Source organism: Calditrichota bacterium, from assembly GCA_020637445.1.
In the GTDB taxonomy this organism is placed as follows: Bacteria; Electryoneota; RPQS01; order RPQS01; family RPQS01; genus JABWCQ01.
This window is the reverse complement of the sequence record JACJVZ010000001.1, coordinates 1389766-1403472: the sequence shown is the minus strand read 5'-3', so window position 1 is coordinate 1403472 and position 13707 is coordinate 1389766. Positions and strand designations below refer to the sequence as shown.

The following is a 13707-nucleotide window of genomic DNA, read 5'->3' as shown; positions in this document are numbered from 1 at the left end:
GCAAAAACCCTACTCATGAAAGTCACAGTCATCGGGACCGGCTACGTCGGTCTCGTCACCGGCACTTGCCTCGCAGAATCGGGCAATACCGTCGCATGCGTGGATACGGATCCGCGTAAAATTGAAATGTTGAAAAAGGGCGTCGTGCCCATTTACGAACCGGGTCTGAAAGAGTACCTTGACCGCAACGTCGCTCAAGGCCGGCTCAGCTTCACGACGGATTTGTATTCCGTCATGGATGATTCGGAAGTCTTGATGATCGCGGTCGGTACTCCGCCGGGTGAAGACGGATCCGCGGATCTATCCTATGTGCTGGCCGTCGCCGAATCCATCGGCAAGAGGCTCAAAAGCTACAAAGTCATCGTCAACAAGTCCACCGTCCCCGTGGGCTCGGGCGATCTCGTCCGCGAGACGATTGCAAAGCACACCAACGTAGAATTCGACGTGGTGTCGAATCCGGAGTTCTTGAAAGAAGGCGACGCGGTCAATGATTTTATGAAGCCTGACCGAATCGTAATCGGCGTGTCGAGCCAGCGCGCCGAAGAGATCATGAAGAGACTTTACGCTCCGTTCCACCGTACGGGATACCGTGTGGTGACGATGGACGTGCGTTCGGCGGAGATGACGAAGTATGCCGCCAACGCAATGCTCGCGACGAAAATTACGTTTATGAACGAGATTGCGAACCTATGCGAGGAGTGCGGCGCGGATATCAATCATGTGCGGTTCGGCATCGGTTCTGACAAGCGCATCGGTCCTCATTTCTTGTTTGCAGGTATCGGCTACGGCGGTTCGTGCTTCCCGAAAGACGTGTCGGCGCTGATTAAGATCGGCAAGAAGTACGGTCAAGAGATGAAGATTCTCGATGCCGTCGACGAAGTCAATCACAAGCAACGTACGAGACTTGTAGAGAAAGTCGTGAAGCACTTCGGAGAAGACTTGACCGGGCTGAAGCTCGGGATTTGGGGGCTCGCGTTCAAGCCGCGTACGGATGATATGCGCGAGGCGCCGTCCATCTATATGATTGAGATGCTCCACGAACGCGGCGCGAAACTCCACGTGTACGATCCGCAGTCGATGGAAAATGCGCGGCCGATTTTGGGCGACAAAGTGCATTTTTACGACGATTACTATTCGCTTCTTAAAGACGCGGACGCGCTGCTGATTGCAACGGAGTGGCAAGAATTCCGCGAACCGGACTTCGCGCGCGTTAAATCGCAAATGAAACGCCCGGTTATTTTCGACGGCCGCAATCTTTTTGAGCCGTCGCACATGAGTGAAATGGGATTTGAGTACTTCGGCATTGGCCGCAATTAGACTTGCACTAATTTCGCTTGCGCTGCTGAGTCTGTCGTGCGCGAGAATGGGCGTGCCGCCCGGCGGCCCGGAAGACAAAACACCTCCGGAAATCGCATTTGAGTTTCCGGAGGCGGGCAGCGTAAATGTGCCGCGCGACAGCGACGTTACACTGCAATTTTCGGAGCCCGTCAACCGTCCTTCCGTCGAAGCATCGCTTTATCTTTCTCCGGAACCGGGAAGACGTTTGCGTTACCGCTGGTCGGGACGGATGTTGACTCTCGATTTTCTTGATCCACTCCCGGAGAATCGTACGATTGTCGTCACCGTCGGCGCACAAGCGAAGGACATGCAAGGCAACGCGCTCGAAAACAGTCAGACGCTCGCGTTTAGTACCGGTGACCACATTGACCGCGGCGAGATCCAAGGCGTGAGCCTTTTGCCGGACAGAGCGAAGTCAATTTCGATTGCCGCGTACTTGCTGGGAGACACGATGCCTGATCCGATGATCGATACGCCGGACTATCGAATGCAAACGGACGATCAAGGTGTGTTCGATCTTGGGTATCTCGCTCCGGGCGTGTATAGACTCTTTGCACTTGAGGACAAAAACTTCGACGGACTTTGGTCACCGGCGAACGAGCGCATCGGCCCGGCGACTCAAGACGTGCAAGCAGTCGAAGGTCTGGTTCCAAGCGTGACGTTTGCGCCGACTTTGCAGGACACGACTACGCTCGGTATTCTGCGCGCAAAGCAAATCGACGTTCGCACACTGAATCTTCGTTTCAACCACGAAATTGCGCCGGACCGTTTTGACGTGTTTGACGACGTAAGTTTGCAAACCGCGCTGCAATTTTCGCGTGACACAAGTTCGACTGCAAGCTGGTTCGTGTATTTGGACGATTCGTTAACCACGGACAGTGCGACGGCGAAGGTGGCGGTCGGGGATTCAATGTTGACGGAAAAGTTTGCCATTTCGACGAAGCCCGACACGACGCACCCGAAAGTTGCAGAAACTTATCCGGCAAACCGCTCAGCGAACCGATCCGTTCAGCAAGAAATCGTGATCGTATTCAACGAGCCGATCGTATTCGACGCAACGGAAGATTCGCTTTCGGTCAGGCTAAAGGCTGACACGACGGACTTTTCCGTGGGCGCCAAACAAAGCGACGCGATGTCTATCACTGTAGTACCGGAACTGCCGATCGAAACGGGGCGCAAGTACGTGCTCGGCATTCCGAATTCATTTGTGACGGACCGCAGCGGAAACGTGTGGCGTGATTCGTTGTGGACGCTGACCTGGTACAACTATCCGGTGGATTCGTTGGGAGATATCGTCGGCGCAATTCAATCGCCGGAACTCGGACCGTGGTTGGTGGAACTCTATCGTGTCAGAACCGGCGATCCGCTCGAAACCGTGTTCACGAACTCCGCTTTCAAATTCGTGGGATATCCTCAAGGCGATTATCGTTTGCGGGCGATCCACGACGTAAACGGCAACCAAATGTTTGACCGGGGAACCGTGTCTCCGTTTGCATTTTCGGAGCCGTTTCAGTGGCATCCCGATACGATTGCCGTGCGTCCGCGATGGAGCGCGGAAGTCGATATTCTTTGGACAACACTATCTCAGAAATAATATGCTTCATGCCGTGATTATGGCCGGCGGAGTCGGAGCGCGCTTTTGGCCGCTGTCCCGCCGCAATCGTCCGAAACAACTGATTGATTTGACCGGAGAGGGCACGATGATCGAGCGCACCATCGCTCGGTTGGACGGTCTCGTCGAGAAAGATCATGTTTGGATCGTAACGAATGCCGAACAGGCCGCGCTGATCAAAGAACTGATTCCCGATTTCGACGAGAAGAGATTTATCATCGAGCCCGTGGGACGCAACACCGCACCCGCTGTTGGGCTTGCCGCCGTGCATTTGCACAAGCATGATCCCGACGCCGTGATGATTGTGCTGCCCGCAGACCACAGAATCACGAATATCGAACAGTTTCATTTTTGTCTGTCGTCGGCTGTGGAAGCCGTGCACGATTCGGAAGTGTTGGCCACCATCGGCATCGAACCCACGCGGCCCGAGACGGGGTACGGCTATGTTCAGATGGACACGAGTGGAATTCGAATTCGCGACAACGTGTACCCGGTCAAGACATTCGCCGAAAAACCAAATTTGCAGACCGCGCGGTTGTTTCTCGAGAGCGGAGAGTTCTTGTGGAACAGCGGCATGTTCGTGTGGCGCGCGGATACTATTTTGAGACAGATTCGCGACCAGCTTCCGCAGTGGGGCGCCGCGTTTCTGGAGATTGACGGCGCGATCGGAACGCCGCACGAGCAAGACGTTACCCACAAGGTGTTTGAGTCAGGCAGAGGAATTTCCATCGACTACGGTGTGATGGAACGCGCGCCGAAAGTCGCCGTAGTGCGCGGAACGTTTGACTGGAATGACGTCGGGAGCTGGGACGAGGTTTGGCGGTTGATGCCGCGTGACGAAGACGGCAACGCAGTACGCGGCAACGTGACGCTTGCGAATACGCACAACACCTGCGTGCTCGGCAACAAAAAATTAATCGCCGCAGTCGGAGTCAGTAATTTGATCATAGTCGAAACGGACGACGCACTGATGATTTGCCCGCTCGACCGTTCGCAGGAAGTCAAAGAACTCGTCGATAAGCTCAGATCACAAGGAAAAGAGGGGGTGCTCTGATGAAACCCGCGAAACTCGTGCAACACTTGACCGAAGCATTGGAGAAACAGGGCTACCGTTTCCGCAATGAAAAAGGAAATTTTCGCGGCGGGAGCTGCGTGTTTGAAGCCGAGAAACTGGTAATCATGAACAAGCGCTTTGGCGACGAAGAACGCGCGGAAATTTTGGCCAAGGCGCTGGCGAGAATGGATATTGATTCCCTTTATTTGCTGCCGGAAGTGCGCGAGTATGTCGAGCAATTTGCCGACAAGCCTTCCATCGTCGTGGATTTGACCGCGAAAGCCGAGGAGTCCGCCGCGCAGTGACGATTCCTGAGTTGACGTCCCAATTGCTTGCGGGATCGCGCAGTGCGCTGGCGCGGACGCTCTCGCGCGTCGAGAATTCGTCCGAATCCGCCGATGAGGTGCTGCGTTCGCTGGGAGGCAAAGTCGGCAACGCGGTGCGCATCGGTTTCACCGGCCCGCCCGGAGCGGGGAAGAGCTCGCTCGTGACGGCTTACACGAAATTCCTGCGCAAACAGGGCAAGCAGGTGGCGATCTTGGCAGTCGATCCCACATCGCCGTTTTCGGGCGGCGCGCTGCTCGGCGACCGCGTGCGAATGAATGCGATTGGCTTAGACGAGGGCGTGTTCGTGCGCTCGCTTGCGACCCGAGGAGATTTGGGTGGCTTGTCGCAGGCCGCCGGAGATATGGCCGATGTGTTGGATGCAGCGGGGTTTGACTACGTTCTGTTCGAGACGGTCGGCGTGGGGCAATCGGAAATGGAGGTCGTGCAGTACGCGGACTCGGTGGTCGTGGTGCTCGTGCCCGAGTCGGGCGATGCGATTCAGGGGATGAAGGCGGGGCTGATGGAAGCGGCGGATGTGTTCTGCGTGAACAAGGCCGACCGCGAGGGAGCCGACCGCTTCACGGGCGATCTTCAAGGCGCGATGATGCTCAAGCACTGGGACGAATGGAAGCCGCCGGTCGTGAACACGGTCGCCACGCGCGAGCAGGGAGTCACCGAGCTGTACGAGCAAATCGAAGCGCATCTCGATCATCTGCGCAAAACAGGCGAGTTCGAAAGCCGCCGTCACGCGCACGCCAGACGCCGGATTCAGCGCATGCTCGAGAAAAAACTGTTAGCAAAATTCTGGACGGAAGAGCGCGAAGGGATCATGGATGCCGCGCTAAGGGAGGGGGCGAGTCCGTATGTGGTATTGGGGAGGTTGATGCCAGCGTAGACGCTGGACCCAGTGACGCTGGCGCGGAAAATGAAAATCCCCCGATGGTAATCGGAGGGTTCTTCGATAAGTTCAGATTGATGGAATCGTTCTCAGATTCCGGCGGGGAACCGCGCTGACTCGCTTAATCCCCGCTCGGCGGAACAGTCTCCCACGCCCGCGCCTTACTCGGCTTAAACGGTTCTTGCGTGAAGAGCATACCACACGCTGCTTCGTCTTCGAGGCCCCTTGACTCGCGCAAAGTGCAGCGGATTCCGGCTTCGGTTAGCCATCCCATGAAACAGTCTATAGCCTCGTCGCTCGACGGTTTAAGACCTGAGCCTGTAGGATGAAGGCGAATCAGATTCATCTTCGCCGGAATGTTCTTCAACCAGCGCGCGAGATTGTCGACATCTTCCTCGCGGTCATTGAAATCGTCGATCATGATGTACTCAAAGGTCACCGGATCGCGCGTGACATGAGCGAATTTCCGCAAGCACTTGAACAGCACATCAAGTGGATAGGCCTTGTTGATCGGCATCAGCTCCGCGCGGCGTTCGTCGGTCGTGGCGTGCAGGGAAATCGCCAATTTCGCGGACGGAGTCTCCTCGATCCAGCGCTCAATTCCCGATACAAGTCCCACGGTGGAAACGGTGATGCGGCGGGGAGTTAGCCCGATCCCTTCAGGGTCCGTCAAGAGCTTCAGCGCGGCCACTACGTTGTCATAGTTGTGCAGCGGTTCGCCCATCCCCATGAAGACCAGATTGGTTAGGCGGGTGTTGCAGCGGCGCTCCACTTCCAAGACCTGCAAGAGAATTTCGCTGACAGTCAGATTTCGGAACAGCCCCATCTTGGCCGTGGCGCAAAAATGACAGCCGAGCGCGCATCCGACCTGACTGGAGATACACGCGGTTTCCCCCGGCGACTCGGGGAGATAGACCGATTCAACTCGAAGCCCGTCGGCCAGGTCAAATAGGAATTTCCGCGATCTGTCTCTCGTATCATGCGGCGGGCGAGCGACTTCCAAGCGTCCAACTTCTGAGAACTTAGCCAGCTCAACCCTCCATGCGGCGGGTAGATCAGTCATCTCATCGAAACTGGTTGCGCGACGCTGATAAATCCACGAGTAGAGCTGACGGCCCCGGAAGGCCTGCTGACCGTGTTCGCGCGCGAAACTTTCAAGCTCTTCGCGCGTTAGACCTATAAGTATTTTCTTTTTCAATAACATGTAACCTTGCAGGTGGAGCTTCAATCTACGAAGCCAAAACCCGCCGCGCAAGTCCAAACCCGAAGGATTCTCCTGCCTATGGCGTCCGATCTCGACGCGCTCAAACAACTCAACGAGTCCCGCGACATTATGCTCAAGGAAGTCGGCAAGGTGATTGTCGGCCAGGAGCAAATTATTGAACAATTGATGATGACCTTGCTGGCGCGCGGGCACTGCTTGCTGGTCGGCGTGCCCGGTCTGGCCAAGACGCTGCTCATCTCAACGATGGCGCGCATGCTGGACCTGAAATTCAGCCGCATCCAGTTCACGCCCGACCTGATGCCGTCGGATATCACGGGTACCGAAATCGCGGAAGAAGATCGCGCCTCTGGCCGCCGCAGCTTCAAGTTCATCAAGGGGCCCGTGTTCGCCAACATCGTGCTGGCCGACGAAATCAACCGTACTCCGCCCAAGACGCAGGCCGCGCTTCTGCAAGCCATGCAGGAGCACGAGGTGACGGCGGCGGGCGAGACCTACAAGTTAGAAGAGCCGTTCTTCGTGCTGGCGACGCAAAACCCGATCGAGCAGGAAGGCACCTATCCGCTGCCGGAAGCTCAGCTCGACCGTTTCATGTTCAACCTTTGGGTGGATTACCCGACCCTGAAGGAAGAGCAGCAGATCGTCAAGAACACGACCTCGGCGGCGACGCAAGGGGTTTCGAAGGTCCTGAATGCTCAGCAAATCGCGACGCTGCAGGATTTGATTCGCCGCGTCCCGGTGGCTGACAACGTCGTGGAATACGCGGTCAAGCTCGTGCGCAAGACCCGTCCGGCCAGCGACGAGGCTCCCAAGTTCGTCAAGGACTATGTGAGCTGGGGTTGCGGACCTCGCGCGTCGCAATATCTGATTTTGGGCGCCAAAACCCGCGCCGCGCTGCACGGCCGTCCGACTCCCGAGATCGACGACGTCCGCGCCGTCGCCCTGCCCGTTCTGCGCCACCGCCTGGTCCCGAACTTCACGGCAGAAGCCGATGGCATCAAGACCGAGCATCTGGTTGAGAAGCTCTTGGCGGAGAAGTAGTCCGCCTTGGCTGAGACCCTCTCATATCTTGACCCTGCTTTTGTGTCGCGGCTGAAGAACATGCAACTTCGGGCGCGCATGGTTGTCGAAGGGTTTATGGTCGGCTTACATAAGTCGCCTTATCACGGATTCTCTGTCGAGTTTGCCGAGCACCGTCCGTATATGGACGGCGATCCTTTGCGCAATCTCGATTGGAAGGTCTATGCCAAGACAGACCGTATGTATGTCAAGCAGTACGAAGAAGAGACCAATCTCAAGTCGTACATTTTGCTCGACATGTCGAACTCGATGAACTACACATCGGGATCGATTACTAAGTTTCAATATGCGTCGTATCTGGCGGCGGCGTTGTCGTTTTTGATGATCCAGCAGCGCGACGCCGTCGGGCTTGCGGCGTATGATACCGAGTTGCGCAACTATTTGCCGCCGCGCTCGGTGCACACTTATCTCAACGTCGTGCTCTCCACGCTCGAGAAACTCCAGCCGACTGCACAGACGGACATCGGCAAGAACTTGCACCGTGTGGCCGAGCGAATTTCGCGGCGCGGATTGATTATCGTATTGTCGGACTTGATGGATGATCCGGAGAATATTCTGTCGGGCCTGAAACACTTCCGCCATAACGGTCACGAAGTTCTGGTGCTCCAGATTCTGGATCTGCGCGAAGTCGACTTTGCCTTTACGGGCGACGTCCGGTTCAAAGATCTGGAAACGGGAGTTGAATTGCCTACTCAACCGTGGCACATTCGCAAGGAATACCAGAAGATGATGGGCGACTTCATCGAGCGCATCCGCCGGGGATGTCAAGAAAACCAGATAGACCACACGCTTCTCCAGACGGATACGACCTACGATCAGGCTTTGATTTCCTACCTGACTAAGAGGAAAGCACTGCGATAATTGGATTCTTGGAGTGAAAAGTCTTGAAAGACGGTCTTCGGCCGTCTTTTTATTTGCAGACCAAGACTCAACTTACGGAGGTTAGGTCCTCAGAGATATGATTGCGATGGTCAGATGTGACCAAATGTGGAAAGTTGTGGAAGAGGAGCTGAGGACTTGACAAGTTGCCGGAAATAAACATAGTTTGTCTATTATCTATAGAATGACCAAAAACTGGGCTCAGGGAAAACGAAAAGGAGAAAGCCATGAGACGCTTGTTGACCGTGCTTTCGATTGTGTGTTTGGGGGGAAGTTTGGCCGCACCCGCGTTTGCCGCGACACCGGGAAGCGAATTGGCCTATGGCAAGTCGTCAGGCGAAGCGATTCTGGAAGCCGCCTTTAGAAACATCGAACGATTGGACGAGCAGGGACTCGAAGTTCCGCAGGACTTGTACGATTTCTATTTCAAGTTTGAGCAGGCGCTGCATCCGGAGTACTACACAGCCGCAGAACGCGAGCAAGCAGTGACCTTGGATCAGTTCGCCAATGCGTGTCCGGGGACAGTAATCGATGGACCTGAAGGGGAAGACATTGTGATCCGCTCGTATGGACAAACGTATACGGCCGGCAACAACTGCTCGTATCCTTTCTGCAGATTGGGCAACGACGTCGTCGTACAACTCGAAGTGTACGGCTTCGACGGCCTGACGATCCGCACGGCGGGCTCGACATTCGATACGTACCTCTGTTTGTATGAAGACGCTTGCTGCGGCTCCGCTCCGGCTTCGTCGCTCTATGAATCGAACAACAATGATCCTTCCTTAAACTACGGACAACGGCTGGCCGCGGGACTCCAGACCTGTGTCTCCCCAGGTACCTATTGGCTCGTTTTAGACGGTGCCGGTCCTTCCGCGAAAGGATCATACTGCTTGACCATTGAGTGGGAATCTGACGCTTGTGACGATTAGCCGCTGTATCGAGAGTTAATCACAAAAGATGCAAAAAGCTCCGAAGGAATTCGGAGCTTTTGTTTTGAGGCTGGGCAATTGGGACTTCAATCGACACTTCAGGCGTGCGCGACCGCTTGAAGATACTCTTTCACCAGCGAGTCCATGAGTTCTTTGACCGGCACTATTTTGTCTACACGGTGCGCATTTTCGCCCGCAAAAGGAAATCCATGCTTCAAGTTTCCGCGCTTGGCATTCATCAGCGCAAGGGCGATGCAGTACGGGCTGTGTTGGAAATCGCAAGTGACGATGCAATGATATGGACATCGAAACGGCTCTTTCTCGCCGCGCTCCATCGCATCCACAAATGAGTTGCGAATCACACGTCCCGGCAATCCCACAGGGCTCTTGATGATCCGAATATCTTCCTCGCGCGCGTCAATATAGGTCTGTTTGAAATCGTCCGCGGCATCACACTCATCGGTTGCGACGAAGCGAGTTCCCATTTGAACTCCGGATGCGCCCAACTCGAAAAACTTGTGAATGTCCGCGCCCGTGTAGACGCCGCCTGCGGCAATCACCGAAATCTGCTTGCCCGAGCTTGTCTCAAACGGCTTCACGGCCTCAATTACGTCTGTGACCAAATTTTCCAGCGCAAAATTGGGATCGGAGAGTTGTTCGTACTTGAAACCGAGATGGCCGCCGGCTTTGGGACCCTCCACGACCAGTGCGTCCGGTAGACAATCGTATTTCTCCTGCCAGCGTTTGCAAATGGTTGTCGCGGCTCGGCCAGAAGAAACGATCGGAACGAGTTTGGTATTCGAATCCGGCGGACGGTACTTAGGAAGATTAAGCGGAAGTCCAGCACCGGAGAAGATCACGTCGATTTTTTCTTCAATCGCGGTCTTGACCATGTCCGCAAAATTCGTCAGAGCGACCATGATGTTTACGCCCAAGATACCGCTCGTGGCTTGACGGGCTTTGCGAATCTCCTCACGCAGTGCGCGCATATTCGACGCGGCGAAATTCCGGTAAAAGTCCGGCTCGTCCATTCCGATACCGGCCGTTGCAATGACTCCAATCCCGCCTTGATTTGCCACCGCTGCCGCAAGCCCGGACATCGAGATTCCGACCCCCATTCCGCCTTGAATGATGGGGATCCGCGCGGTCAGATCGCCGATCCGAAGTGATTTGATAGAGTTTAGCATGTGAACCTGAGCTTCGGAGAGATTTTCTGCGAAATCATCGCAAAGTGGGATAGTGAGCCTGAAAAAGCAAATTCAATAATTGTACACCGGACAAAGCAAAGAATCAAGCGTTTCTGTCACACAACTCGAAAACTACTTCATGTTTCAAACCCTTCTAACACATCAACACATTTCCAGAACTTGATTAAGTCACATATGACGGGGTTTAACTGATCTGCTTCTCCTCGCGCAAAATGAACTCCCGAAATCTCAATGAGTAACAAAATAGGTGCAATGAGACACAATTTGACGGTCTGAGGATATTCGCGTAACTTTATGGGTTATCAGAAGGGATACGATTTGGTGCTGAGTCTTATATGACGATTTTCACATATCGCGTCCCCATAAAACTCGAACACATAAACGCATTGCTCCGGAGACACGACTATGTCCAACAAAGCTGCCGACCTTGCAGGACCGGGAATCGGGACTTACGAAGAGGTCGAAAAGGTTCTCCCGACCGACTACAGCTCGCTGCTCTCGCCGAAAGAAACACAAATCGCGCTGGCCAAGCTGAAACGATTCATCGAAGACGGCATGAGCAAAGAACTGAATCTGTTTCGCGTCGAATGCCCGTTGATCGTTGACACCAACAGCGGCGTCAACGACTATCTCGACCGCGACGGTTCGCGCACGCCGATTGATTTTCACATCAACAACGATTACAACAAGAATCCAATTGACGCGCAGGTCGTGCAGGCCGCGACGAAATGGAAAAGAGTCGCGCTCAAACAATTCCAGTGTGACGTGGGCGAAGGCATCATCACGGACATGCGCGCGGTGCGCAAAGACTACTTCCTTGATCATGACCACAGCGCATACGTCGACCAGTGGGACTGGGAACGGGTCATCACGGACAAAGACCGCAATCTCGATTTTCTGAAAATGATCGTCAACAAAGAGTGGAAGGTCTTGACGGACGCCGAAGACTTCATTCAGAGCGAGTTTCCCAAGCTAAAGAACTCGAAGTGGCCGAATCTGCCCAAGGAACTCGTGTTTCTGCATGCGGAAGAAATTCTGGATATGTATCCGGACCTGCCGCGCAAGCAGCGCGAGACAAAAATCCTGTCGGAGAAATATCCCGCAATTTTCATCGTCGGCATCGGCTGGACACTCAAGGACGGCTATCCGCACGAAATGCGCGCAGCGGACTATGACGATTGGGTGACTCCGACCGTCGAAAAGAACGGTCAATTGATGCACGGTCTGAACGGCGATATTCTGGTGTGGAACCACGTCACGAAGCGCCGCCACGAGTTGACCTCGATGGGCGTCCGTGTGACGAAGGATACGCTTAAGCAACAGCTTGAAGCGACCAAGCAGATGCACTTCCTCGACATGCCGTACCACAAGATGATCTTGAACGACGAGATTCCGCTGTCCATTGGCGGCGGCATCGGTCAGGCGCGGACGTGTATGGCCATTCTGAAAAAGGCCCATCTGGGCGAAGTCAGCGTCACCGTGTGGCCGCAGGTCCTGAAAGACATGTGTGCCGAGCGGCAGATTCATGTTCTGAACTGACCCCCGACTGATTCCGTTTAGTTTGAACAGCGGCTTGCACCTTTCGTGCAAGCCGCTTAGATTTATGGAATCCTTCGAATAACCCAACATCGACAATGTTCTCACGAGTGTCGGCCAAGAGTGTCTATGTTTTCCTGTCGTTAGCGCTGATCGTCATCGGCGTTCCGTACGCGATGACTCGCCCGTGGACGATCTATGCGGACGTCTGGGAGCAGGTGGCTGCGATGCGGGAGTTTGCCCGGCACCCGTCCAATCCGCTCAATCCGCTGCTGGCTTTGCCGGGAGAGACCTCCGTGCGTTTCACTCCTTATACTCTGATGTGGGGAATGGCGGCACGGCTGTTCGGATGGTCGACGTTTACCTTGTTGCCGGTTGTCGCGGCGGTGAACTTGCTTCTGATCGTGACGGGTATCTGGAGGTTGTCGATTAGCTGTTTCGAAAACCGCTGGCTCCCTACGGTTTGGCTGGTGGCCATGCTGTGGATATGGGGGAAGGGCTACGGACAGTCGAACGCGTATCAATTGCAGATGCTGCTTTACACGGCGCCGTACATTGCGACATTCGCGTACGGGCTGAGTTTTCATGCCTTGGCGAGTCTCAGTCAGTTCTTGCGGACTCGGGGCATGTTGCAGCTTGTGGCTTACACGATGTTGACAGTCATAACATTTCTTTCGCATCCAATCACCGCGGCATTCTTGATCGTCGCGGCTGGCTCAATGCTGTTGCCGACTAAATCTCCCAAACTCATTGTCGGCTTGCAGGTTGTTCCTCTGCTCTGTGTGGTTAGTGCGGTCGTTTGGCCGTATTTTGACTACTGGCACGTGCTGACAAGCGGTTCTTCAGAGTCCTGGTTTACGACTCCGCATTTTGAATCGCAATTCGCGGCGTTAGGTCCCGCTGTGGGCGGGTTGCTTGTCGTTGTTTATTTCGTCGTCAAGCGGCGGCATCCGTTTGTGGTACTGGGTGCAATATTGTGTGCGTTGATTTATGCGGCGTCGTATTTTCTCGGGATTCTCATCGGAGGAAGGTTCATTCTGTTTGGGGCAATCTTCCTGCACCTTGCTCTTGCGCTCTATGTTGTTGAAGACGGGCCACGATTGCTGAACGGACTCCGAGAGCGCAGAGTAGCCGACATACTTGCCATTGCGGTATTGGCAGTGCTTGTGTTGTGGGGAGCGCGTTATCGGCAGAGAGATGTGCGCGACCTCGGAGGCAGCGTGGCACAATGGGTTCGTTCCGGATTCAGCTTGCACGGCCGGGACGTGATGAGTTTTGAGTTTCTTGATGGGAAACTCATACCAACGGACGTTTTGCTTGCACCGAGCGAATACGGATTAATCTTGCCCGCGATCACCGGTGCGAAAGTCGTCGCGCACATTCATGGAAATCCGCTGATGAACGACGATTTGAATCAGCGCTGCGAGGCTGCGGATGGGTACTACGCTCTGCAGAACCGAGAAGAGCGTGAGCGTGTGCTCGAAAGATACTCTGCGACCTGCGTGTTGTATGACAAGCCGGCCGATACTTGGGAATTATCTCGCGAAATGGACTTCCCCGCGAATGAATCGCCTGCTGCGGAGGGCGAAAGATTCGCACTTTACCGCGTTCGGGAGAACTAAGG

The 13707-nt window shown here is 54.8% G+C and carries 12 protein-coding genes; 10 read left to right on the top strand and 2 right to left on the bottom strand.

Annotation, left to right across the window (positions count from 1 at the left end; translation table 11 throughout):
- The first annotated feature begins 15 nt into the window (after window positions 1-15).
- The 5 genes from H6507_05965 to meaB are packed head-to-tail and all read left to right on the top strand — an operon-like array spanning window position 16 to window position 5226.
- Window positions 16-1317: a UDP-glucose/GDP-mannose dehydrogenase family protein gene (locus H6507_05965; protein MCB9368631.1), complete on the top strand. Its 1302-nt coding sequence runs from the start codon at window positions 16-18 to the stop codon at window positions 1315-1317.
- Complete coding sequence (locus H6507_05960) at window positions 1289-2932, top strand: Ig-like domain-containing protein (protein ID MCB9368630.1); 1644 nt, start codon at window positions 1289-1291, stop codon at window positions 2930-2932. Before H6507_05965 ends, H6507_05960 begins: the two co-directional genes overlap by 29 nt.
- A 1-nt stretch (window position 2933) precedes the next feature.
- Window positions 2934-4004, top strand: a complete 1071-nt coding sequence (locus H6507_05955) for an NTP transferase domain-containing protein (protein MCB9368629.1) — start codon at window positions 2934-2936, stop codon at window positions 4002-4004.
- Window positions 4004-4309 carry a hypothetical protein gene (locus H6507_05950; protein ID MCB9368628.1) on the top strand — a complete coding sequence of 102 codons (306 nt, stop codon included), beginning with the start codon at window positions 4004-4006 and terminating at the stop codon, window positions 4307-4309. Before H6507_05955 ends, H6507_05950 begins: the two co-directional genes overlap by 1 nt.
- Window positions 4306-5226, top strand: coding sequence for a methylmalonyl Co-A mutase-associated GTPase MeaB (gene meaB, locus H6507_05945; protein ID MCB9368627.1), 921 nt, complete (start codon window positions 4306-4308; stop codon window positions 5224-5226). Before H6507_05950 ends, meaB begins: the two co-directional genes overlap by 4 nt.
- Window positions 5227-5350: 124 nt before the next feature.
- Here the strand turns inward: meaB and rlmN are convergent, their stop codons facing one another.
- A complete protein-coding gene (gene rlmN, locus H6507_05940) occupies window positions 5351-6541 on the bottom strand; it encodes a 23S rRNA (adenine(2503)-C(2))-methyltransferase RlmN (GenBank protein MCB9368626.1) in 1191 nt (396 codons plus the stop codon).
- Here rlmN and H6507_05935 point away from each other — a divergent pair.
- From H6507_05935 to H6507_05925, 3 genes are all read left to right on the top strand, one after another.
- A complete protein-coding gene (locus tag H6507_05935) occupies window positions 6512-7492 on the top strand; it encodes a MoxR family ATPase (protein MCB9368625.1) in 981 nt (326 codons plus the stop codon). The genes rlmN and H6507_05935 overlap by 30 nt on opposite strands.
- A gap of 60 nt (window positions 7493-7552) precedes the next feature.
- Window positions 7553-8392 (top strand): DUF58 domain-containing protein, encoded by an 840-nt coding sequence (locus H6507_05930; GenBank protein MCB9368624.1) that lies wholly within the window; start codon window positions 7553-7555, stop codon window positions 8390-8392.
- 245 nt (window positions 8393-8637) lie between these two features.
- Window positions 8638-9339, top strand: coding sequence for a hypothetical protein (locus H6507_05925; protein ID MCB9368623.1), 702 nt, complete (start codon window positions 8638-8640; stop codon window positions 9337-9339).
- A 98-nt stretch (window positions 9340-9437) separates the two neighbouring features.
- On the opposite strand, the gene H6507_05920 is transcribed toward H6507_05925, so the two are convergent.
- A complete protein-coding gene (locus tag H6507_05920) occupies window positions 9438-10526 on the bottom strand; it encodes a nitronate monooxygenase (GenBank protein MCB9368622.1) in 1089 nt (362 codons plus the stop codon).
- A 426-nt stretch (window positions 10527-10952) separates the two neighbouring features.
- Between H6507_05920 and H6507_05915 the strand changes: the two genes are divergently transcribed.
- Window positions 10953-12086 carry an aspartate--ammonia ligase gene (locus H6507_05915; protein MCB9368621.1) on the top strand — a complete coding sequence of 378 codons (1134 nt, stop codon included), beginning with the start codon at window positions 10953-10955 and terminating at the stop codon, window positions 12084-12086.
- A 95-nt stretch (window positions 12087-12181) separates the two neighbouring features.
- Entirely contained in the window at window positions 12182-13705 is a 1524-nt protein-coding gene (locus tag H6507_05910; protein ID MCB9368620.1) for a hypothetical protein, read from the top strand.
- Window positions 13706-13707: the final 2 nt, after the last annotated feature.

Excerpts from the sequence above, each read along its gene's own strand:
- H6507_05965 (MCB9368631.1), top strand. The coding sequence starts at position 16 with ATGAAAGTCACAGTCATCGGGACCGGCTACGTCGGTCTCGTCACCGGC.
- H6507_05955 (MCB9368629.1), top strand. The coding sequence starts at position 2,934 with ATGCTTCATGCCGTGATTATGGCCGGCGGAGTCGGAGCGCGCTTTTGG.
- H6507_05950 (MCB9368628.1), top strand. The coding sequence starts at position 4,004 with ATGAAACCCGCGAAACTCGTGCAACACTTGACCGAAGCATTGGAGAAA.
- H6507_05935 (MCB9368625.1), top strand. The coding sequence starts at position 6,512 with ATGGCGTCCGATCTCGACGCGCTCAAACAACTCAACGAGTCCCGCGAC.
- H6507_05930 (MCB9368624.1), top strand. The coding sequence starts at position 7,553 with ATGCAACTTCGGGCGCGCATGGTTGTCGAAGGGTTTATGGTCGGCTTA.
- H6507_05925 (MCB9368623.1), top strand. The coding sequence starts at position 8,638 with ATGAGACGCTTGTTGACCGTGCTTTCGATTGTGTGTTTGGGGGGAAGT.
- H6507_05920 (MCB9368622.1), bottom strand. The coding sequence starts at position 10,526 with ATGCTAAACTCTATCAAATCACTTCGGATCGGCGATCTGACCGCGCGG.
- H6507_05915 (MCB9368621.1), top strand. The coding sequence starts at position 10,953 with ATGTCCAACAAAGCTGCCGACCTTGCAGGACCGGGAATCGGGACTTAC.
- H6507_05910 (MCB9368620.1), top strand. The coding sequence starts at position 12,182 with ATGTTCTCACGAGTGTCGGCCAAGAGTGTCTATGTTTTCCTGTCGTTA.